At 60.5% G+C, this 20646-nt stretch carries 19 protein-coding genes; 8 read left to right on the top strand and 11 right to left on the bottom strand.

Translation table 11 applies throughout. The features are described 5' to 3' along the window. The first annotated feature begins 522 nt into the window (after positions 1-522). The 3 genes from EAF64_RS14975 (at position 523) to EAF64_RS14965 (ending at position 4327) form a co-directional block, all read left to right on the top strand. The gene (locus tag EAF64_RS14975) at positions 523-906 is read left to right on the top strand and encodes a hypothetical protein (protein ID WP_129069789.1); all 384 of its coding nucleotides are present in this window, start codon (positions 523-525) and stop codon (positions 904-906) included. 565 nt (positions 907-1471) lie between these two features. Then, positions 1472-1681: a hypothetical protein gene (locus EAF64_RS14970; protein WP_129069788.1), complete on the top strand. Its 210-nt coding sequence runs from the start codon at positions 1472-1474 to the stop codon at positions 1679-1681. 696 nt (positions 1682-2377) lie between these two features. Beyond that, positions 2378-4327, top strand: coding sequence for an archaea-specific SMC-related protein (locus tag EAF64_RS14965; RefSeq protein WP_129069787.1), 1950 nt, complete (start codon positions 2378-2380; stop codon positions 4325-4327). A gap of 6 nt (positions 4328-4333) precedes the next feature. Here the strand turns inward: EAF64_RS14965 and rdfA are convergent, their stop codons facing one another. Both rdfA and EAF64_RS14955 read right to left on the bottom strand, forming a co-directional pair. Then, on the bottom strand, positions 4334-4966 hold the full coding sequence (gene rdfA, locus EAF64_RS14960; RefSeq protein ID WP_129069786.1) for a rod-determining factor RdfA: 633 nt from the start codon (positions 4964-4966) through the stop codon (positions 4334-4336). A gap of 265 nt (positions 4967-5231) precedes the next feature. Then, positions 5232-6038, bottom strand: coding sequence for an IclR family transcriptional regulator (locus EAF64_RS14955; RefSeq protein ID WP_129069785.1), 807 nt, complete (start codon positions 6036-6038; stop codon positions 5232-5234). Between the two features lie 441 nt (positions 6039-6479). Between EAF64_RS14955 and EAF64_RS14950 the strand changes: the two genes are divergently transcribed. After that, positions 6480-7073, top strand: a complete 594-nt coding sequence (locus tag EAF64_RS14950; protein ID WP_227738995.1) for an SHOCT domain-containing protein — start codon at positions 6480-6482, stop codon at positions 7071-7073. A 17-nt stretch (positions 7074-7090) separates the two neighbouring features. Here EAF64_RS14950 and EAF64_RS14945 read toward each other — a convergent pair whose 3' ends face one another. The 6 genes from EAF64_RS14945 to EAF64_RS14920 form a co-directional block, all read right to left on the bottom strand. After that, positions 7091-7852 (bottom strand): polysaccharide deacetylase family protein, encoded by a 762-nt coding sequence (locus tag EAF64_RS14945; RefSeq protein WP_129069783.1) that lies wholly within the window; start codon positions 7850-7852, stop codon positions 7091-7093. Between the two features lie 190 nt (positions 7853-8042). Next, positions 8043-9266, bottom strand: coding sequence for an ABC transporter ATP-binding protein (locus EAF64_RS14940; RefSeq protein WP_129069782.1), 1224 nt, complete (start codon positions 9264-9266; stop codon positions 8043-8045). Between the two features lie 2 nt (positions 9267-9268). Further along, on the bottom strand, positions 9269-10411 hold the full coding sequence (locus EAF64_RS14935; RefSeq protein ID WP_129069781.1) for an ABC transporter ATP-binding protein: 1143 nt from the start codon (positions 10409-10411) through the stop codon (positions 9269-9271). Between the two features lie 63 nt (positions 10412-10474). After that, the gene (locus EAF64_RS14930) at positions 10475-10900 is read right to left on the bottom strand and encodes a universal stress protein (RefSeq protein ID WP_129069780.1); all 426 of its coding nucleotides are present in this window, start codon (positions 10898-10900) and stop codon (positions 10475-10477) included. Positions 10901-10915: 15 nt separating this feature from the next. Continuing rightward, positions 10916-11683 (bottom strand): SDR family NAD(P)-dependent oxidoreductase, encoded by a 768-nt coding sequence (locus tag EAF64_RS14925; protein WP_129069779.1) that lies wholly within the window; start codon positions 11681-11683, stop codon positions 10916-10918. A 50-nt stretch (positions 11684-11733) separates the two neighbouring features. Further along, positions 11734-12702, bottom strand: a complete 969-nt coding sequence (locus EAF64_RS14920; protein WP_129069778.1) for an asparaginase — start codon at positions 12700-12702, stop codon at positions 11734-11736. 248 nt (positions 12703-12950) lie between these two features. Between EAF64_RS14920 and EAF64_RS14915 the strand changes: the two genes are divergently transcribed. Then, positions 12951-14282, top strand: a complete 1332-nt coding sequence (locus EAF64_RS14915; RefSeq protein ID WP_227738994.1) for an extracellular solute-binding protein — start codon at positions 12951-12953, stop codon at positions 14280-14282. A 1-nt stretch (position 14283) separates the two neighbouring features. Further along, positions 14284-15171 carry an ABC transporter permease gene (locus EAF64_RS14910; protein WP_129069776.1) on the top strand — a complete coding sequence of 296 codons (888 nt, stop codon included), beginning with the start codon at positions 14284-14286 and terminating at the stop codon, positions 15169-15171. A gap of 7 nt (positions 15172-15178) precedes the next feature. Here EAF64_RS14910 and EAF64_RS14905 read toward each other — a convergent pair whose 3' ends face one another. Next, the gene (locus EAF64_RS14905) at positions 15179-16927 is read right to left on the bottom strand and encodes a TCP-1/cpn60 chaperonin family protein (RefSeq protein ID WP_129069775.1); all 1749 of its coding nucleotides are present in this window, start codon (positions 16925-16927) and stop codon (positions 15179-15181) included. Positions 16928-17014: 87 nt separating this feature from the next. Here EAF64_RS14905 and EAF64_RS14900 point away from each other — a divergent pair, with 87 nt between their 5' ends. Continuing rightward, the gene (locus tag EAF64_RS14900; protein WP_129069774.1) at positions 17015-17857 is read left to right on the top strand and encodes an ABC transporter permease; all 843 of its coding nucleotides are present in this window, start codon (positions 17015-17017) and stop codon (positions 17855-17857) included. A gap of 55 nt (positions 17858-17912) precedes the next feature. Further along, positions 17913-18668, top strand: a complete 756-nt coding sequence (locus EAF64_RS14895) for an SDR family NAD(P)-dependent oxidoreductase (RefSeq protein WP_129069773.1) — start codon at positions 17913-17915, stop codon at positions 18666-18668. Between the two features lie 83 nt (positions 18669-18751). Here EAF64_RS14895 and EAF64_RS14890 read toward each other — a convergent pair whose 3' ends face one another. Both EAF64_RS14890 and EAF64_RS14885 read right to left on the bottom strand, forming a co-directional pair. Next, positions 18752-20095 carry an acetyl-CoA carboxylase biotin carboxylase subunit gene (locus EAF64_RS14890; protein ID WP_129069772.1) on the bottom strand — a complete coding sequence of 448 codons (1344 nt, stop codon included), beginning with the start codon at positions 20093-20095 and terminating at the stop codon, positions 18752-18754. Between the two features lie 48 nt (positions 20096-20143). Beyond that, positions 20144-20392, bottom strand: a complete 249-nt coding sequence (locus EAF64_RS14885; RefSeq protein ID WP_129069771.1) for an acetyl-CoA carboxylase — start codon at positions 20390-20392, stop codon at positions 20144-20146. Between the last annotated feature and the right edge of the window lie 254 nt (positions 20393-20646).

Here is a 20646-nt window from a genome sequence, read left to right as displayed (position 1 = left end):
CTGAAAGCCTTCTGTCCGGCCACGGTGGCTCTTTTGTGGCACGGACGAGACTGGTACCGATCACATCTACGATACGGTCACTGACCGAGTTGTCGCCGTCGCTCCGGATGGCGATCGTGAGTACGTCGCCGAGTTGGCAGCTGCGAGTATCGACGAGTGGATGGCCTTCGTCGCTCAGAAACGCGGCTGGAGGGATCGTGCTCGCGTCGCTGCGGACGCTCTCCAACAGCAGAAGAGGAGATGCCGGGGACGTCGCACCCACCGTTTCGAAAGCGGTCCGATCCGTTATAAGAGGGTTCTGATACCCACCATCGCCCTGGAGTCGGTCAGTACAGAAGCGTCCTGAGACAGTCTGGGACGTGATTTACGCAGCATCTGTCAGAAGGGAGCGACTGAATATAGAGGACGCATCCTTCACCGTACGCTGCCGGTACCTGATGACCGTTACTTACGCGTTTTGGAGAACTCAGTACTGCATACTGTCGGGAATCTAATTAAATTCACCATGCTACTTGTACGGTGATGGCAACGATCCCCGATTCCGACGACTACGAGTGGGACTTCGAGAAACGAGGAACAGTTGGAATCTGGCATATGGAAGGCTGGAAGGGGTTCCCGGACGAGGACCTCGAAGCCGCTAGCAACCATTACAGAGAACGAGGTGTCCAAGACGATATCGAAGCGACGATAGCTGTTTTCGGAGAGGAAACGAATCTCCCGAACGAGACGCAGGAGTACATGGGTGAAGAGTGGTCGAAAAACGGTGAGTATACGGGCGTTGACAAAGTTGGGTTCGTCTCGGATGGAATCGTCGCCATGGCGGTCGCATCAAAGATGGACATCCAGGGTGCAGAGGTCGACGATTTCGACGATTTGGAAGTCGCTCTCGAGTGGGCACGAAGCTGACCGTCGCTGCGATAGAACCGCTCTACAAGCTGCCGATCCTGGTTCGGAACGGATACCCGCCCCCGCCGAAGACGTTGTAGAGAACGAGAGTGATCGGTGGACGGTGGGCTACGTAGAGGGCGAAACCGGATAGTGACTCCCGGAAGCGATTGACGATGCGAGGGACAGATTGTCCGGTTGAAGCTCCGACACACATCCATGACCGATACGCATCGTAAATTGGAGCAAGAGATCGAAGAACGCGTAGGACGACAGTCGAATCTTCAAGCTACGGGCAGGGTTCTCGATGAGTTCTCGATCGTGCAGACGAGTAAATTGAACGATAGTTCTACTATTTCGGCCGACGATATTAGTCAACGGCGCTGAGTCCACGTCCTGTTTTTCAACAGATTCACTTCGGAAAGTCCCAGCAGACATCGCTTCGAAACTCGATGAACGATCCCCGGAGGTACTCCGGCGGATCGCTCGACCTGCCGAGGAACTCGCCGAACATCGCGAACAAGAAGCGCGACTGGCTGGAATAGTATAAAATCATACATTTTAGTCATATTACTTCGAACATGGTATGTTCGACACGGTTTCGATTTCCGTGACTCCCGTCTCTGAGATCGACGTCGTGGCACTGCCAGGCGTCCAGCAACCGTGTCACGTCACCGATGAGAAGCACGCCGTCCTCGACGGCGTGTTTTCTGCGAAGACCGGCAGAGAGCATCGGTGGGACCGTTGGATCACGACGGTTCAAACCTCGAAAGTAGTAAATCGGTTCGTGGATTGACGGCGGCGGATTGCCAGTGGTACTCGTTGTGAGTCTGACCACAGCTTTGCCGACTGCAACGTCGCCCAACTCCGCCGCCGTGTCGGAATTCGACTTTGGAACTCAGTTCTCGACGGTGACCGGGTGTGTCGAACGGAAAAATATAGAAAGTCGAAACAGTATTCGAAAGCGGTAGGTGCTCGAAATGTAACTGCATACTGAGCACCGTCGGCAGTTGTTGTGTCGGCTCTCACTACACGGAGACTAATCCGGTCCTGTGGATGCCGCTCCGGCGGTTGCGTCTTCGTGCACGGGCACTCGCAAACGCGACGCTACACACAACGACCGCATCCGGACACCGCTCTGTCGGGGCGACGAAAGCCCGGGAACTGGACAAGGGGGCGAACTGTAGCGAACACCGACGAAGTGACCTGCGAAGCAGAACGACAACACTTCAGCTGTTATTCCCGAGAGTTATTTCAGACGTCGAAGCAGAATCCACGAAATACAGCACGTGTTTGCCGATTCTGCTGGTCGGTCGCGTCGATTCGTGCGGCTCGGTGTCCGTCGTTTTCGTGTCGACCGCCCGACTTCTCGTTTGTCTCGTAACATTAATACTGAGACAGAGGTGGGGTACGATAGAACAGCCAAGATATAATCAGAACGAAAAAGATGACAGTAGATACTTATTTGTATCCTCGTCATCAACCATTAGGTATGTCGAAAGCTGACACCAGTGTATCAAGAGCCACCGTCTATGCGGAGAACATCGGCGGCATTGCACAGACAGAGGTCGACATCCGAGAGGGGGTGACTGTCCTGTCCGGCCGTAACGCGACAAACCGCACGTCGTTTCTGCAGTCCATCATGGCTGTCATGGGGAGTGACGACGTTACACTGAAAGGCGATGCTGACGAAGGCGAAGTCGAACTCTCCATCGACGGAGACACGTACCAGCGGACACTCCACCACACGAATGGATCGATCGCGTTCGGTGGTGATCCGTATCTCCATGATCCCACGCTCGCCGACCTCTTTGCCTTCCTGATCGAATCGAACGAAGCCCGCCGGGGGGTTGTCCAGCAGCGTGATCTTCGAGAGCTGATCATGCGACCCGTCGATACCGACGAGATCCAGGCCGAGATCAATCGGCTCGAACGCCAGCGTGACGAGATCGACGAGGAACTGGACGAACTGGACTCGCTCAAAGAAAAACTGCCGTCCCTCGAAGAGCGCAAACGGGAACTCGACGAGAAAATCGAGACGAAACGGGAAGAAATCGGTGAAAAGGAAGATGAGATCGAGTCGGTCGACGCCGATGTCGACGAAACCCGCGAGGATAAGCGTGAACTCGAGTCGCGGCTGGACGACCTCCGAGAACTCCGTTCGGACCTCGAATCCGTCCGGTCTGACATCGACGTCCAGGAGGAGAGCATCGAGTCGCTCACCCGTGAGTTGGCCGACCTCGAAGCCGATCGCGAGGAGTTACCCGACGCGCCGATGGGTGGTCACGAGGAGATCGACCGTGAGGTGTCGCGGCTCCGCGAGCGCAAACAGACGCTCGAGTCCGACGTTAGCGATCTCCAGGACATCATTCAGTTCAACGAGGAGATGCTCGACGGCGAAGACGAAACCGTTACCGAAGCCCTTAGTCGAGACGACGATCCATACGAGGACCTGACTGACCAACTGCTGGAATCAGAACAGACGATCTGTTGGACCTGCGGGAGCGAAGTCGACCCAGAACGTATCGAGGACACCCTGGACACGCTCCGGACCGTCCGGCAAAACCAGATGAGCGAGATCCGTGAAATCGAGGACGAACTCGAAGAGCTGCGTGCCGACAAGCGCGAACGGGAGAAACAGCAGCGCCAGCGCGAATCCCTGGAGCGGAAGATCGATGACATCCAAGCGGAAATCCAGGAGCGTGAGAACCGACTCGCTGATCTCAGAGACCGGCGTGGCGAACTCAGCGACGAAGTCGAGACGGTCGAAACGGAGGTCGAATCTCTGGAGTCCGAGGACTTCTCCGAGATACTCGACCTGCACAAGGAGGCCAACGAGCTAGAGTTCGAGCTGGGCCAGCTCGAATCCGAATTAGACGATGTCGCCGATCGGATCGCGACGATCGAAGATCGCTTGACCGAGGAAGACAGCCTCCGTGCGCGGCGCGAGGAGATTGGCGACGAACTCGAGACCCAGCGGACGCGTATCGACCAGATCGAACAGCAGGCCGTCGCGGAGTTCAACGAACACATGGACGAGGTGCTGGACCTGCTAAGCTACGAAAACCTCGCCCGCATCTGGATCGAGCGTATCGAGAAAACCGTCAAGGAGGGACGGCGAAACGTCGAAAAGACGGTGTTCGAGATTCACGTCGTTCGGACCACCGAATCCGGCGCCACTTACGAGGACACTATCGACCACCTCTCGGAGAGCGAACGCGAGGTCACGGGCCTGACGTTCGCACTGGCCGGGTATCTGGTCCACGATGTTTACGAAACTGTGCCGTTCATGCTACTGGACTCGTTGGAGGCCATCGATTCCAGTCGGCTGGCCGATCTCGTCGATTACTTCTCGGAGTACGTGCAGTTCCTCGTCGTCGCACTACTGCCCGAAGACGCACAGGCGCTCTCCGACGACTACGACAGAGTGACTGATATATGACCTGAATCACTCCGACTGACAATCGCAGCCGCCTCGTTTCACCAGTTCGATGAACTCGTACTGAGAGTTACACTCCTCACAGAGAACACTGATATCGATGAACAAGCGGAACTCACCGAGCCTGATGTGGCCAACCGTACGGAGTTGTTCGAGGCTCTGCTCGGCCACGGACCGCGTGCGTGATTTCAGTCGCTGGATCGTATCAACTACGCTTTCCACCCGGTCTTCCTCGCTATCGCCCTCGTATTGGGCACCGCGGTACTCCTTGAGATACGAGCGAATTGCCTGATACGTGACGAAGTCCCGCTCGAGCTGGTCGACGTCTACGCCGTGCTGTTCGAGACGCCGTTGAGCCTCGACCCGATTCCCGCTACTTACGTCGTCGGCCGTCAGTAGTCGGTAGATGTTGGCAACCTCACCGTCGACGGTCGAAAAACCGGTATCTGCAATCGCAGCTTTGAGTAGGCGCTCGTTGAATCGGTCGGCGAGCGCTCTGAGGCTCTCACGTTCGCCGGCGTTGGCGGTCCAGAGTGCTTCGAGGCGGTCCCCGTACCCCTCTCCCAGCGCGTACTCGTCGATCAGGCGGGCGACCTTGCTGTCGACCGTGCCTGTCTCCTCGTCGCCTTCGTTATTGGCCATCGTTCACGATCAGCTACGACTGACCTGACATTAAAATCAAGGGATGTTCGACGGTTCTGAGCAACCGTCGAAATATAATATTTCCAACCATGGATAACAAATATAGTGTTGTTATTTGATTGCGGTAGCCCCTATTCGACCTGCTCGGGTTCGACGACGAGACGTTCCGAGTACAGTGGAGGGAACTGGCGTCGAGTCTCTATCGGCGACTCGAGTCGTGTTCTGGGTTCTCAAACCACAATTTGTTGTGTACAAATCCGAGTGCTCAGAGGTCCTTGGTGCTGTGCTCCATCTGAATGTTGATCTCGATCACGTCGGCGGTGTTTTTCACCATCTTCGGTAGCTTCGTCTCGAAGCGGTCGCCCTGCATGCGACTTTTCGGACCGGAAATACTCAACGCACCCAGAACGTCGTCGTCAGGCCCGACGATAGGTGCGCCGATTGCCCTGAGTCCATCGACCTCTTCCTCGTCGTTGTACGCGTACCCCTGCTCTCGAACCGATTCGAGTTCGCTGTACAACGATTCTCGATCGGTTATCGTGTCGCTCGTCCGTTGGATGAGCTCGTGTTTATCGAGTATCGCCTCGACGCGATCCTCGGGGAGTTCCGCGAGGATTGCCTTCCCTGCGGCGAGGTGATGGAGGTAGAGCGGTTTCTTTTCCATGTGTGAACGATAGTCACTTCCCACTGCCTTTTCACCCCTGTGGAGATAGATGACGATGCCGAGTCCGTGTTCCTCGGTGATGAGTTGGCCGTACTCGCCGGTTTCCTCCACGATCTCCTCGAGTTCGTCCTTGCCGAACTGGTACATCAGGTTGTCCTGACGGACGTGCTCGCCCATCAGGACGAACCGGGGGCTCAACTTGTAGACGTTGTCGACCTGGACGACGAAGTCTTTCTCCCGCAGGGTCGCCAGATGGTTGTACGCACCGCCCATCGAACAGTCCAACTCGTTGGCCATCTCCGTGACCGTCATGCCGTTGGACTCCTTGAGCGTCTCGATCACTTTCAGTGTACGCTCGGCCGTCTGGAGAGTTCGCGGCTTGGAGGTTTGGTTGGTATCGTTTCCCATCGATATCCCTAATGTGTGACTGAGTGTACTTAAACATTTGCGAGGTGTAAATAGTCGGGGTCTCGCTCGTCAAACGACCAACGTCCGCCTCACACTACTTAACACACGACATCCGTCGCATTGGTACCGACAGCTAGCAGCAGTGGTACGACTGGTTCGATTTACTGTCTGCAAAACACCCTGCTCTCAACCGATTCTCTTCCACCCGCTGCTCGGGGTCGAATAAATACCGACGTACGTGGCGGACTAGCACGCAGCGTTTGTCATGCCCTCACAAACGAATTTTTGCATCTCGCAAACCGGTTTTGGAGACGTGGAACGTGCCACGACCCGAGATGCGAACTCCCTGCGTTCGCGATGGGAGACCGTCACGTCGACACGACTGTTGGCTCGCCGTTTTCGGGCGCTGTATTCAAGTTGTTGCGCGCTGTGCCCCACTGTATGAGCGAACGTGACGCGGACGGTGTCGCCGGGGAGGCGGCCGGTGATTCGGTGACTGCAGAGGCACTCCGGGCGGATGTCGGTGGTCGGGAGTTACGGGAACACCTGGCGGACGCCGAGCAACCACAGTTCCTGCTCCGTGGGAGTATCCTCGACATCGTCGACAGGACGGTTCCGGAGTCCGAGGATGGCCGGCGGAGCCGGAAGGTTGCCAGTAGTGGCGGCGTGCTCGTGACCCTCGTCACCGACGAACGTGTACTCGTGTTGATCCCTCGCCCGGACACGGCCGAGCGTCTCGACATCGACCTGGGGGCGGTGGAAACTGCCGAGCCGGAAAGTGCGCCCGGTGGCAACGAACGGCTGGTCCTGCAGACGGCTGACAAAGCCTACCACATCGACACGTCCCGGTCGGCGGACGGAGAGACGAGAGACGCCAGTGAGTTTCTCCGCGAAGTGCGACCGGAACCCGGGAGCGAGGCTGGGGCCGACACACCGCTCGACACACTGGACCGTCTCGCTGATCTCCACGAGCGTGGCGCTCTCACCGACGAGGAGTTCGCACAAAAGAAGACGGAACTGCTCGACCGGATCTGAGTGGCGCGGACGCGCGCTCAGTTGTTCTCGCGGAACTCGGTCGCGACGTCGTGCATTTCCTTGAACTCGACGTCCTCCTGCTGTTTCATGTGCTGGACGAGGTCCTCGAGTCGGCTGAGGCGGTGGCCCTGGCCGATGACCTGCGGGTGCATCGTCAGGATGAAGACGCCGTCGTCGACGTGCTCGTGCATCCAGTCGAACTGATCGTAGTACCGCTGGAACAGCGAATCCTCGCTCACGTAACCCATCCGGTGAGGTCGTGCCCAGGTGAACGTCAGCGCCGGCCAGTCGTCGCGCTGCCACGAAACCGGCAGTTCGACGATGTCGGTGGGTTCACCGCGGTCGTACGGACCGTCTTCGGGTGCGCTCCAGCCGTCGTAGACCCAGTGGGGCTCGAAGTCCGAGGCCATCTTGCTGGAGTCCCACTCGATACCGACTTCGTCGAGGATTTCGAGCGTGTTCTCGGAGTAGTCCCACGCGGGCGAGCGGTAACCGCTGGGCTTCTCGCCAGTGAGGTCGACGATGGACTCGATCGCACGGTCAACGTCTGCCTTTTCGTCTTCTTTCGAGTCGTACGTCGCCGGCCCCGTGTGACTCCAGCCGTGGTGCTGGATGTCGTAGTCACGGTCGTGGATCTCACCACAGATTTCCGGGAAGCTGTCGATGGTGTGGCCCGGGACGAACCACGTCGCCGGGACGTCGTGTTTGTCGTGAAGGTCAAGCAGTCGCGGTGCGCCCGTCTTTGCGCCGTACACACCCCGAGAATGCCGGGTCGGCATGTCCCAAGAGTCGTATGACCAGAGCCACGTCGATACTGCGTCGAAGTCGTACGTAAGGCATACTGTCGACGTCATGCAGTTCCCAATTGTACCATTCGGTACTAAAACATTGCTGAACCAGTGAGTTAATTATCAGAATTCTGCGGGGGCGACGTGGAGCGCTCACGAGGACGGAGGCCGTGAGAGTGGGTTATTCGCCGAGAATATCTTTCTGCAGGTCCACACCGTCGACGACGCTCGTGCGTTCGAGCAAGACTGTGGCGCCTGCGTCCCAGGAGACGGTTACGCGCTCGTCCAGATCGGAGATCAGTTCACGACTCAACAACTGCAGTTCCATCGAGTCGTCGGCCACCGGTTCGAGGAGTACCTGCGTCCCTTGGCTAGCGTGTGTGATGACGTCCAGAACTCGACACTCGATGTGGTTGTCGCCCTCGCCGTCGAGCGAGAGGTGCTGTGGCCGCACCGAAAACGACAGTTCCTGCCCGACCACGTCCCCGGGCGTCGAGTCGAGGTTGTCCGTCGAGCCGACGAACTCGCCGAGATGGGTGTCGATGCTCGCGGTCGTCTCATCTTCGCTGACGTCCGTGACCCGGCCACTGAAGATGTTCGAGTCCCCGACGAACGTCGCCACGAACGCGGTCTCGGGGCTGTTGTAAGTTCGATTGACCGACTCCGCCTGCTCTACCTTCCCGTCGTTCATCACGACCACCTGGTCGGCGAGACGCATCGCCTGCGTCTGGTCGTGCGTGACATAGACGAATGTGGTATCGAACTCCCGGTGGATACGGAGCAGTTCCTCCTCCATGTGTTTCTGGAGTTTATAATCCATGTCACCGAGAGGCTCATCCAGCAACAGGAGCTTCGGTTCGAGAACCAAGCTCCGTGCCAAGGCAACGCGCTGTTTCTGACCGGCGGATAGTTCCGTGGGGTCGCGGTCGCGGTTCCCACTGAGTTTCATCGTCTCGATAATCTCGTCGACCCGCTGGTCTATCTCGCTGCTCGGCAACTCCAACCGCTCGAGACCGTATCGGATGTTCTCCTCGACGTTGAGGTGCGGGAAGAGCTGGAAGTCCTGGAACACCAGCCCGATGTCCCTATCGTGGGTCTTGGCGTCGGTGATATCCTCACCGTCGAGTTCTACCGTTCCCTCGGTCACCTCGACCTTGCCGACCAGCGAGTGCAACGTCGTCGATTTGCCACACCCGCTCGGCCCGATGATGACACAGAAGTCACCGTCCTGGACGCTGAAGTCGATATCGTCGACAGCCAGAGTCCCGTCCGGGTAGATCTTCGTCAGCCCCGAGACCTCCAGAATCGCCTCGTCGGCGGCGTCTTGTCCCGCCGGGGACCCGGACTGTGACTGTTCGAGCGTTCCGTGCGACTTGCTTTCGTTGTGGTGTTCCGAATCAGACATTGTCAATCCTCCATCATCGTTTCGAGCGTTACTGTCGGCTCAGAACTCAACCGCCCGAAACAGAGGGTGTCCTCGCGGTCCCAGCCGAGGGACATCTTCGAACCGATGTCCTCGTCGGATACCGCAGGCATCCCGTCCCTGATCGCCTGCAGCGTGTAGTCGAGTTCGTCGACCTCGAAGGCGTACTCCGTCTCTTTGCCCATGTACGTCCAGTCGACGAACGTGGCCTCGTAGACGTTGTCCCGGTCGATGGCCGCCTCACCGATGACGATGTTCTCCGGGCGAACGATCGTGAGCGAGCGCTGGTCGTTGCCGGGCGGATCTCCCTGAACCGTCGCCTCCATCTCGCCGAGTTCGGTCTGGACAGTAGCCGTCCCGTCACCGTGTGTCGTCGCCGTTGCGATGAACGGATTCGAGTCGCCGACGAACTGACCGACGAAGGCGGACGCCGGGTTGTGGTAGATCTCCTCCGGCGTCCCGATCTGTTCGATCCGGCCGTGGTTGAGGATCACCAGCTTGTCCGCCAGCTTGAGCGCCTGATCCTGATTGTGTGTTACGTAGAGGAAAGTGCTGCTCATCTCCTGGTGGAGCTGCCGAATCTCGAGCTCCATACGCTTCTGGAGCTTGTAGTCGAGGTCTGCCAGTGGATCGTCTAGCAGCATCACGTCGCACTCCCGGACCAACTGTCGTGCCAGTTCGACGCGCTGTTGTTGTCCACCGCTCAGCTCCGTGGGGACGTCGTCGCGCGTGTGCGAGATAGCCAGGAGGTCGAGCATCTCGTCGATGCGCTCGTCGATCTCCGACTCGCTGTACTCGGTGTCCTGCTGTTCGAGGCCGAAGATGACGTTCTCGCCGACCGTCTTGTGCGGGAAGAGCGCGTCCTCGAACTCCTGGAAGACGTATCCGAGTTCTCGCTCCTCGACTGGAATCGTCTCTGCGGGCGTGCCGTCGAACGCGATGGACCCGGACTGGTGCTCGATCAACCCGGCGATACACCGCAGAAATGTGCTCTTCCCGCTTCCGCTCGGCCCCATGATGACACAGAACTCCCCGGTCTCGATGTCGAGCGAGATGTCTTGGAGGACGGTCTCGTTCGAGAACCGTTTTGAAAGGTCGTCTATCGACACAGCTGGCTCGGAACTCATTATGGAGAACAGACGGATACGGCGTGTATTAGTAGTTATGGTTGGATGTGTTTATCGCCACTATCAAACGAGCGTGCAGGGCACGTCGGTCTCGAAGAGGATCTGTTGGGAAACGCTCCCGAAAATCGCCTTCCCGGTCCGCGAGCGCCTGCGGCTGCCGACGAACACGTGATCGATGTCGCTACTGGCGATGTACCCGAGCAGTTCGTCACTGGGGTCGCCCGTCGACGCTCCGACCGAGAAGTCGACGCCGGACTCACGGAGCGTCGCGGCCGCTGCCTCCACCGTCGCGTTCTGTCGCGCTAGTTCGTCGGGGTCAGCCGACTCGATGTTACGAGCCTCGAGCAACGACTGGAACTCCTCGTCCTCGTAGACGTGATACAGTACGACATCCGCGTCCAGACCGGCGGCCATCTCGGCGGCGTGGTCGATGACCGGCTGCATTCGTTCTCTCTGGTTCTCGACTGCGATGAGTATGGTTTCGATCATTGTTTGAGTGCTTCCTTATTGCGCCGTCCAGCCACCGTCCACGCTGAGGATGTCGCCGGTGATGAAGTCGCTCTCGTCACTCGCGAGGAACACTGCGGCGTCAGCGACGTCCTCGGGGTCGCCAAAGCGCGGCCAGGGCGTCTTCTCCTCCCAGTCTGCCAAGATCTCCGGATCGTTCTCACGCCACTCCACGTTCTGGGCCGTTTTGATGATACCCGGCGCGAGTGCGTTGACGTTGATCTCGTCTTCGGCGTAGTCGAGGGCCATCTGCCGTGTCAGATTCGTAACGCCGCCCTTCGACGCACAGTACGCGGCACTCGACCCTCCGCCGACCAGCCCGAAGATCGACGAGAGGTTGATGATCTTCGCGTTGTCGCTGTTTTTGAGTTCCGGGATGGCCGCCTTGCTGCAAAGGAAGGTGCCACGCAGATTCACGTCTGTGATGGCGTCGTAGTCCTCGGTCGGTGTTTCGTGGGCCTCGTACTGGTAGTAGATGCCGGCGTTGTTTACCAGGATGTCGAGCCCGCCGAACTCGTCGACTGCGGCATCGACTGCCGCTTCGACGGCCGTTTCGTCGGTGACGTCCGTCTCGACGAACAGGCTGTCCGCGCCACACTCCTCGAGCTTGTCGAAGACCGAGCGTTTGTCATCGAGTTTCGGTTCCCTGCGCACGTCCGCGACCACGACGTTCGCGCCCTCGCGGCCGAACCGTGCAGCGATCGAGTTCCCGATACCGGAGCTCGCACCGGTCACGACTGCAGTGCAGTTTTCTAGACGTTGCATACGAGTAGACAGGACCACCCCACTGTAAAAAGTATTTGGCAACCCCAGTCTCAGAAGTACTCGCCGATACTGCCCGGGTCCTCGGCCTCGGCCAGCGCGAAGGCGAGTTTCAACCGCGCTTTCTGGGCTGAGAGGTCGTTGGCCTGGACGGCACCGTTGTCGATGAGCGTCCTGCCGCCGCCGGGGGTCCCGTAGACCGGGGCTGTTGCCCCGCCCTGACATCGCGACGTGACGACGACCGGGATGCCCTCTTCGACGACCGAATCGACGGCTCGGCCCAGCGCCGAGGTGATGTTGCCCAGTCCCGTCCCCTCGATAACGATACCGTCGACGCCCTGGTTGACGGCGAACTCAAGCTGCCGCGCATCGACGGAAGCGGCGGACTTGATCATCATGACGTCCGCGTCGGTTCGCGTCGACTGCAGAGTGTCGCTGTAGCTCCCCGGCGGCCGGTGAACACGTAATCCGTCGCGGGTGACCGAGGCGATCGGCCCCTTGTCGGGAGACTCGAACGCGCCGAGCGCGCTCGTGTGAGACTTCGTGACGTCCCGCGGCGAGTGTAGCTCCATGTCGAACGCGACGTAGATGCCACCGGCATCCCGGAACCGCTGGTGACTCGCCGCACGGATCGCGGTGAGCATGTTCGATGGTCCGTCCGAACTGAGTTCGTCCGGCCTCCGTTGTGCCCCCGTAAAGACGACGGGAGCGTCGAACTCCCGAGTCAGATCCAGCGCGTACGCGGACTCTTCCATCGTGTCGGTGCCGTGCGTGACGACGACGCCTTCGGCCCCGTCCGCGATCGCTTCGGCAGTGGCGTCCCCGATGTCCGCGATCGTCTCGAGGTCCATGTTGAAACTCGCAACCTGTGCGAGTTCGCGTACGGAGACTCTCGCGTGTTCGGTGATTTCGGGCACGGCGTCGACGAGTTCGGAACCGCCCTTCTCTGGGGTCGCGGCCTCTCCACCACCTGTACTGGCAATAGTGCCACCGGTACTAATGACTGCCACGTTGGGCCTCATGCTTACCTCCTTACCGAGGCCGCTAATGAAGTTTTTGTGCGACGACGTCGCATCTAACTGACGCGAACGGGTGGCAGAACCGAGAACGACATCGCTGCGTCTCAATGTGACGGAGGATGGGCAAATTCGACGGATGTAGAGAAAAGCCGACAGCCTCCCAAAGCTTAATACACAATGATTCCAACCAGGTTTGTAGACATATGACAAAATCAGAGTTTTCGCGACGGAAGCTTGTCAAGTACGCTGCCGTGGCTGGCGCTAGCACGGCGCTAGCCGGCTGTAGTGGCGGTAGCGACGATCAAAACCTGGAGGAGGCTCGCAGCGACTCGATGGACGAGGGAAGCCGACCGCTCACCTGGATTGGTCCGGCATGGGCAGCCCGTGATGGGCAGGCAGAGCTGTACAAGGAAGTAACTGGGATCGACATCGAGACGACGACCGCTGCGGTCCCGACAGTACAACAGCGCGTCCTCGGCGGCGAAGCGAGCAGTTTCGACGCGTTCTCCGCCGAGACTTCGGGTGCCGGTGCACTCGTCAACGACAATTCGGTGCACATCCCCGTTCCGACGGACGACGTCAGCTGGGAGTCCGACACCATCTCGGATCTCTTCAGCAGCCCTGCTGACCGCCTCGAACACCTCGGTACACAGACGGAGACGATCAACGAGATTCTCTGGCAGGACGAGGAACAGACGGAGCTCAAGTTCCCGCCACACGTCTACAACTTCGACGCGGTCGGGTACAACCCCGAGTACGTCGACGAGGCGAACCTCTGGAGCGACGTGTTCGACGACCAGTACGAAGGAAGGGTCGCGCTGGGTGCAACGGCGTCGATCACGATCCCGGAAGCGCTGATGCACCTCGTCGACCAGGGGATGGTCGATGGGAAAGTCGGTGACCTCAACAATCCAACCGAGGAACAGCTCGACGCCGCTATCGACTTCCTCATCGACCAGAAGACGAGCGGCCAATTCCGATCGACGTGGACGGCCTACGGCCAGTCGGTCAACCTGATGGCCAGCGAGGAGGCAGTTATCGGGGACCTCTGGCAGCCGGCCGCACTCGACACCCGTCGGTCGGGGACGCCAATCACGTACTCGACGATGAGCACCGGTCAAAAGGGCCTACAGGGGTACCGCTACTGGTACGGCGGCATCTCCCCGACGAAGGCCGGTGCAGGAGGCAGCCGAAGCAACTACGCCGAGATTGCCAAGCTCATCGACATCCACTACGGAGCGAACTTCCCCCGCTTCATCCAGGGGTACGGCTACTCCGTCCCTCATTACCCGAACACGGACCTCGTGCGAAACGGCTCCGACGATACCGGCGAGGGCATGGGGCCGGAGTACTACGACTGGGCGTACGAAGGCCAGGCGACCTACGACCCCGTCGACGAGCCGGCACTGTTCGATCCGCAGAGCTACGATTGGGCCGACGAAGAAGGCGAGCCGTCCGATGAAGGAGGAGTTCGCGACAGTGGCACCATCGAAGACCGCATCGACAAGGTCGGGTTCTTCCAGATCTGGCCCGACAACGCGAGCTACATGACCGACCGCTGGCGGGAATTCACGAGCGCATAGAATGAGCACCGTCGAGAAACTGTTGCCCGGCGACCGGGACATCTCCCTCAGTGAGATCCACGCACTCACGGGGCCGACAGTCCTCTGGTTCCTAGTGTTCCTGCTAGTACCTCTGTCTGTGGTCTTCGTCTACAGCTTCCTCAGCTACGAGTCCTTCTCGGTCGTGTGGGAGTTTACGCTCGACCCGTACACAGAGACGGTACTGTCCGATACCATCATCTCGGCAACAGTTCTGACGGTCGGAATCGGGCTGGTCGTGACGGTCATAACGCTCCTGTTCGGCTATCCGATCGCCTACTTCCTGCGGTTTTCCCTCAGTGAAAAAGCGGGCATCCTGCTGTTGTTGTTCCTGGTCATCCCGTTCTGGACGTCCGGCGTCGTCCGGACGCTGGGCTGGCTCCCGATTCTCGGACAGACCGGCGTGATCAACAAGGTGCTACTCTGGATCGGGGTCATCGATCAGCCGCTGGAAGTACTCCTGTACTCACCGCTGGCAATGGCCATCGGCTACCTGCAAAACTACGTGGTGTTCATGGCCTCGCCGATCTACATCTCGCTGTCACAGATCGACGAGGACCTGCTGGACGCCTCGGAGACCCTCCGGGGTAACCCTGTCGAGACGTTCCGCCACGTCACGCTGCCGCTGAGTCTGCCCGGCGTAGCCATCGGCTGTATGTTCACGTTCGTCCTGACTATCGGGAACTTCTCCGTTCCGAACTTCCTGAGCGGCGGTCAGGGCACTATCACGACGCTAATCTACTCGTCGGTCAACCGTGGCCTTCGTTACCCCGACGCGGCCGCGATGTCGATCATGCTGCTGTTGCTGATCTTTATATTCGTCTACGCCCTGCTGCGGACCGTCGACATCACGAAAATCGCACAGGGCTGACGACCCCTTATTCGTCGTTTTCCCGCGCGCTCTCGACGTCCCGGGCACGCTGGTCGTAAATCTTCTCGTCGGGGTCGGGTCGCTCGAACTCGAAGTTCGCCTTGACCGCGTCGTCGATACCGAGAATCAAGTTCGCGACTTCCGTAGCCTTCGTGTACGTCCGTCGGCGGATGTGGTGTGTATCGAGCACGCCGGCGTCGACGACGTTCGTGACGGTCCGGTCAGGGGCCGTGTATCCGTAGGCCAACTCGCCGGTCGACTGCTCGGCGCGGATATCCGCGACGACACCGACGGGGTCGTCGCCGGCGTTTTTCGCGATAGTGAACGGAATCATCTCCACTGCGTCGGCGAACCGCTCGACGGCCAACTGTGCCTTCGTCCCCTGTTCCGTCGCCGCCTCACGGACACGTCGGGCGACCACGGCGTCGACGGCCCCGCCACCGGGTAGATAGCCGCCGTGGGGCGTCTCGTGGCCGGCTGCCCCAGCCACAGCGGCTGCGGCCTTTCGCAACTGTCGAGTGAGTTGCTCGCCGCCCTGGTCGAAGGTGCCGGCGAGCAGCGCCGTCACCGAACCGGGGTCGGCGCAGCCTTCGATGACGGTCATCTTCCGCGTCCGACGTCGGTTCGGACGCGGGTCGTGTGCCTGGACCGAGACCCGACCGGCGTGGCCGAGGTGTTCCGGCCTGATGTCGGTGATGTCGTTGACGATGGTCGCACCGGTCGCGAGCGCGGCCTGTGCGAGTTTGAGCCGGTTCACACCACGGATGCCCAGGATGTCGTGTTCGGCCAGGGCGGCTCTGTACTCCGTCTCCATCCCCTGTCGCGCGAGCACGACGTCGGCTCCCGAGGTGACGATGTCGGTGATGACCTCCTCGCGGCGGCCGTCGAACGCCGTCGCCAGCCCGGACGGGTCGACGTCGCCGTCGTCGGCGGTCGAGAAGTCCCGCTCCAGCGATGGATCGGTGAGGCCGCCGGTCCCGTGCCCGCCCAGAACCAGTACCGATGCGTCCGTGGCGCTCTCCGGCATGCGGTCGTCCGCGCGGCCGCTCCGGTCGAGGACGGTGCCGTCGATGAGTCGGGAGTCGCTCAGACTCCCCGTCCGCTTGGTTCGGATGGCGAACGTCTTCGCGTTCGGGTGCCCGACCTGTTCGACCGCGTCCACGGCCAGTGGCGCCCACGTATCGAGGAGGCCCCCGATATCGTTCCCGTTCATCGCAGAGCGGGCGACCGCTTCGGCGCGCTCCCGATCTTCGAGCGAGAGCGGTGTCGCGAGGTCAGCCAGCGTCTCGGTGGCCACGTCGAGCGCGGCCCGGTACCCGTGCTTGACGTCCGCGGGGTGGACCCCCATCTCGATGAGTTCGCTCGCCTCGTCGAGGAGGGACGCCAGGAGAACGACGCTCGTCGTCACACCGTCGGGGATGTCCTGTCCCTCGACGTCGGTGTCGCCGGGCCGTTCCGGACCGATCATGCGTCGCAGAAGCGGACCGATAGGGTGTTCCAGCGGCAGTTCGTCGAGAATGGCCGCCCCGTCGGTCGCGACCAGGTAGACGTCCCGAGGCGGATCGCTGGGGTCGGGTTCCTGTCGCGCCTCTAACGCCGTGACGACGAGTTTGTCACGCGGTGTCGGCCCGAGCGTCGAGGCGAGTGCACCTGCAATCGCCCGGGCAGCGTTCATGTTCGCCGCCGGAAACTCCGCGTCTTCCAGCCCAGGGGCTGGTTGGCCTACAGTCCCGTCGTCACTCGCGTTTTCGTTCATACTCCGAAGCGAGGCAACCGAGTGATATAACACCAACGCTCGCCCGCTCCGTCGGTTTTAAGTCATTGAACGTTCAGTGTGGGTATAATGGCAGCCGAAACCACGACACGGTCTAGCACCAGCAACGACTCCTTGCTGGCTCGCCTCTCGGAGGCGCTGAACGTCAGGCGGCTTCTCGTCGTCTTCGTCTCGTTCATGATACTGTACATTTACGCACCGATCCTCTCACTCATCGCGTTCTCGTTCAACAGTGGTGGGCTGACGTTCCCGTTCGTCGGGTTCACCACGGAGTGGTACACTATCCTCTTCGAGAACCAGACGATAATCGACGCGACGGTGCGGTCGCTGCAACTCGCACTGGTCGTCACCGTCATCGCGACAGTGCTGTCGACGGCGGCTGCGCTGGCCTATCGCTACGACTTCTGGGGGCAGCGAGGACTGCTGTACCTGCTCATCCTCGGGATCATCACGCCCGGTATCACCTACGGTGTGGGTGCATCGCTGACCCTGTCAGATCTGGCCGGGTTCGAGTCCGGGCTCTGGTTAGCGACACCGGTCCACGTCGTCTGGACGGTACCGTTCGCGGTCATCATCCTGCTGGCCGGGTTCCCCAGAAACCTCGCGGAGAACGAACAGGCCGCCCGAGTTATGGGTGCGTCCCGGTGGGTCCGGTTCCGCGAGATAGTCTTGCCACAGATCGCACCGACCGTCCTCGGGGCAGCCGTGTTCGCGTTTACCCTCTCGTACAACGAGGCGACCCGGGGACTGTTGCTGGTCGGCCAGGACAACACGCTCCCGATTCAGATCTTCGCGGTCGCAACCGGGACGAGGGCCACTCCAGAGCTGTTCGCTCTGGGTGCCGTGACTACCGTTTTCTCGACGGTTCTGCTGACCGTCGCTGGCGGTATCATCTTCTACAGTTCGCGCTGACCGGCGGCGACATCGCTGGGAAAGCATTTTTATTTGCCCGCTGAGACGGTGGTGTATGACACAGCTGGGCGAAGCAAACGCACTAGTCACCGGTGCGAGCCGTGGTATCGGTCGTGGAATCGCAGAGGGTCTCGCCGAGGCGGGCGCCCGCGTCGCGGTGAACCACCCGCCGGGCGACGGCGAGCGCGAGGTGGCTGCCGACGTCGTCGACACGATAGAGAGCAACGGCGGTACCGCGATGACCCTGGAAGGGGACGTCTCGGACGCCGACAGCGTCCAGTCGATGATCGAGACTTTCGAGGCCGAGTGGGGAACCGTCGACGTCCTCGTCAACAACGCTGGCATCCTGACCCAGTCCGAATTGGCCGACATGCCAGTCGAGATGTGGGACGAGACGATGGCAGTCGACCTCCGTGGGGTGTTCCTCGCGACCCGCTTTGCCCTCCCCGGCATGCTCGAGTCGGGCGAGGGGTCCGTCGTCAACGTCGCCTCGCAGCTGGGGATCAAGGGTGGCGAGGAACTGGTGCACTACTCGGCGGCGAAAGGCGGTGTCATCTCCTTTACGCGGGCACTCGCCCGGGAGGTGTCGCCCGAGGTACGGGTCAACGCGATCGCGCCCGGCCCGGTCGAGACCGACCTGCTTGACGATATCAGCGAGGAGTGGCGCGAGGCCAAAGAAGCGGAACTCCCGATGGACCGGCTCGGGACCGTCGAAGACGTGGTGCCGACTGCCGTCTTCCTGGCCGGCGAGGACGGCTCCTACTACACCGGACAGGTGCTGAGTCCGGATGGCGGCGACGCGATGCACTGAGACGGAATGTCGTACGTGTGTACCGCGACGACCGCCTGACTGCGGGCTGTCTGCCGGGACACGAGTAGACTAGTCCGTCTGCCTCATTCGAGATCGAGCTGTTCCTCGACGTACGTCGTCGAGTGTTCTGCCCGACGGAACTGCTCGTCGCCGAGCACCTGCTGGTGGAACGGAATCGTCGTTGGAACACCCTCGATAGTCGTCTCGTCGAGAGCGCGCTTGCTCCGTTCTATCGCCTCTTCGCGTGTCTGACCAGTGACGACGAACTTCCCGAACATCGAGTCGTAGAAGGGGGCAATGTCGTCGCCCTCGTCGACCCCGTCGTCGACGCGGATACCGATTCCGCGTGGCGGGCGGTAGCTCTCGATGGTGCCCGGCATCGGTTCGAACCCTTCCGACGGGTCCTCGGCGTTGATGCGGAATTCGATGGCCGCGTCACGGGGTTCGACCGCCGACTGGTCGAAGTCGAGTTCCTCGCCCGCCGCGATGCGGAGTTGCCATTTCACGATATCGATGCCAGTCACAGCCTCGGAGACCGTATGTTCGACCTGGATGCGGGCGTTGACCTCGATGAAGTAGTACTCGCCGTCCTGGTAGAGGAACTCGACGGTCCCGGCGTTCACGTAACCGGCCTCCGCGACACCCTGTCGCGCTGTCTCGCAGAGCGCTGCCCGCTGCTCGTCGTCGAGCGCCGGCGACGGAGTCTCTTCGATGAGCTTCTGCTGTCGCCGCTGAGTGCTGCAGTCTCGTTCGCCGAGATGGCGCACGTTCCCGTGTTCGTCAGCAAGCACCTGGACTTCGATGTGTTTCGGGTCGTCGAGGAAGCGCTCGACGTAGACGTCGGGATTACTAAAGTACGCCTCGGCCTCCTGGCGTGCCTCCTCGAATTCGCTATCTATGTCGTCGTCGCGTTCGACCACCCGCATCCCACGGCCGCCGCCGCCCCCGGCGGCTTTGATCGCGACCGGGAAGCCGTGCTCGTCACCGAACTCGCGCACCGCGTCGGCACTCTCGATGGAATCCGTCGTTCCGGGGACGATCGGGACTCCAGTTTCCGCCATCAGGTTTCTGGCTTGGGTCTTCTCGCCGAACTGTTCCATGATGTCGCTGGGCGGCCCGACCCACGTACACTCGCTTTCCTCGACCGCTCGCGCGAAGTCGGCGTTCTCCGCGAGAAAGCCGTATCCAGGGTGGATGGCCCCTGCATCGGCTCTCTCAGCGGTGTCGATGATGGTCTCTCCGTCGAGGTAGCTCTTACGGGCGACGGAGCCGCCGACGTTGTATGCCTCGTCGGCCAGCCTGACGTGTTTCGCGTTCTCGTCGGTATCACTGTAGATCGCGACGGGGGTGACGCCGAGTTCCCGGCAGGCTTGGATGATTCTGATCGCGATTTCGCCTCTGTTGGCGATGAGGACTTTCTCGAACACATCGGAGGGAGGGCAGAAACCTACTAAACAATTACTGATAGTCGACCGTTAGGACGGGGCAACGGTCAGGAGTGCGTCGCCCGCCTCCACTTCGCTCTCGTTGTCGACGAGAAATTCGGTGACGACGCCGTCAGTATCGACAGTGACGTCGTGGAAGCTCTTCATGACGCCGATGAGTGCGACCTTGTCGCCCGCGTCGACGTCGTCGCCCTCTTCGGCAAAGACCGGTTCCTCTGGATCTGGACGCCGATAGAATACACCCGGCATCGGCGCTTCGATGATAACATTGTCAGCCATTCTGTAGTGTGAAAGTCCACAGCGTGAACGAGTATATATTTTGCCCCTTCTGACCACGGGGAGTCAGGTGTCCCTCGGTGCCGGCCGTCCGTTCGACTTCCGGGAAGCGAAAGATCGGGATTACCCGGACGGAATCGAGACGTGTAGGGTCGATATCCCAGTGCGTGGCACGGCTGTAGCCCACCGGCACAGGGGAGTTGTGCACCCCTGTCGGACTGCGAGGACTGTCGGACGTGATCCGATGTACGTCCGTG

Source organism: Halorientalis pallida (assembly GCF_004118325.1).
Lineage (GTDB): Archaea > Halobacteriota > Halobacteria > Halobacteriales > Haloarculaceae > Halorientalis > Halorientalis pallida.
Note: the sequence above shows the minus strand (reverse complement) of the source record. Positions and strands in the feature narration are given on the sequence as shown.

What these genes read in the sequence shown, in the direction of transcription:
- EAF64_RS14930 (WP_129069780.1), bottom strand. Translation starts at nt 10,900, where the DNA reads ATGATCGAAACCATACTCATCGCAGTCGAGAACCAGAGAGAACGAATG.
- EAF64_RS14965 (WP_129069787.1), top strand. Translation starts at nt 2,378, where the DNA reads ATGTCGAAAGCTGACACCAGTGTATCAAGAGCCACCGTCTATGCGGAG.
- EAF64_RS14935 (WP_129069781.1), bottom strand. Translation starts at nt 10,411, where the DNA reads ATGAGTTCCGAGCCAGCTGTGTCGATAGACGACCTTTCAAAACGGTTC.
- EAF64_RS14920 (WP_129069778.1), bottom strand. Translation starts at nt 12,702, where the DNA reads ATGAGGCCCAACGTGGCAGTCATTAGTACCGGTGGCACTATTGCCAGT.
- EAF64_RS14905 (WP_129069775.1), bottom strand. Translation starts at nt 16,927, where the DNA reads ATGAACGAAAACGCGAGTGACGACGGGACTGTAGGCCAACCAGCCCCT.
- EAF64_RS14895 (WP_129069773.1), top strand. Translation starts at nt 17,913, where the DNA reads ATGACACAGCTGGGCGAAGCAAACGCACTAGTCACCGGTGCGAGCCGT.
- EAF64_RS14970 (WP_129069788.1), top strand. Translation starts at nt 1,472, where the DNA reads ATGTTCGACACGGTTTCGATTTCCGTGACTCCCGTCTCTGAGATCGAC.
- EAF64_RS14945 (WP_129069783.1), bottom strand. Translation starts at nt 7,852, where the DNA reads ATGCCGACCCGGCATTCTCGGGGTGTGTACGGCGCAAAGACGGGCGCA.
- EAF64_RS14955 (WP_129069785.1), bottom strand. Translation starts at nt 6,038, where the DNA reads ATGGGAAACGATACCAACCAAACCTCCAAGCCGCGAACTCTCCAGACG.
- rdfA (WP_129069786.1), bottom strand. Translation starts at nt 4,966, where the DNA reads ATGGCCAATAACGAAGGCGACGAGGAGACAGGCACGGTCGACAGCAAG.
- EAF64_RS14885 (WP_129069771.1), bottom strand. Translation starts at nt 20,392, where the DNA reads ATGGCTGACAATGTTATCATCGAAGCGCCGATGCCGGGTGTATTCTAT.
- EAF64_RS14910 (WP_129069776.1), top strand. Translation starts at nt 14,284, where the DNA reads ATGAGCACCGTCGAGAAACTGTTGCCCGGCGACCGGGACATCTCCCTC.
- EAF64_RS14975 (WP_129069789.1), top strand. Translation starts at nt 523, where the DNA reads ATGGCAACGATCCCCGATTCCGACGACTACGAGTGGGACTTCGAGAAA.
- EAF64_RS14950 (WP_227738995.1), top strand. Translation starts at nt 6,480, where the DNA reads ATGAGCGAACGTGACGCGGACGGTGTCGCCGGGGAGGCGGCCGGTGAT.
- EAF64_RS14940 (WP_129069782.1), bottom strand. Translation starts at nt 9,266, where the DNA reads ATGTCTGATTCGGAACACCACAACGAAAGCAAGTCGCACGGAACGCTC.
- EAF64_RS14900 (WP_129069774.1), top strand. Translation starts at nt 17,015, where the DNA reads ATGGCAGCCGAAACCACGACACGGTCTAGCACCAGCAACGACTCCTTG.
- EAF64_RS14925 (WP_129069779.1), bottom strand. Translation starts at nt 11,683, where the DNA reads ATGCAACGTCTAGAAAACTGCACTGCAGTCGTGACCGGTGCGAGCTCC.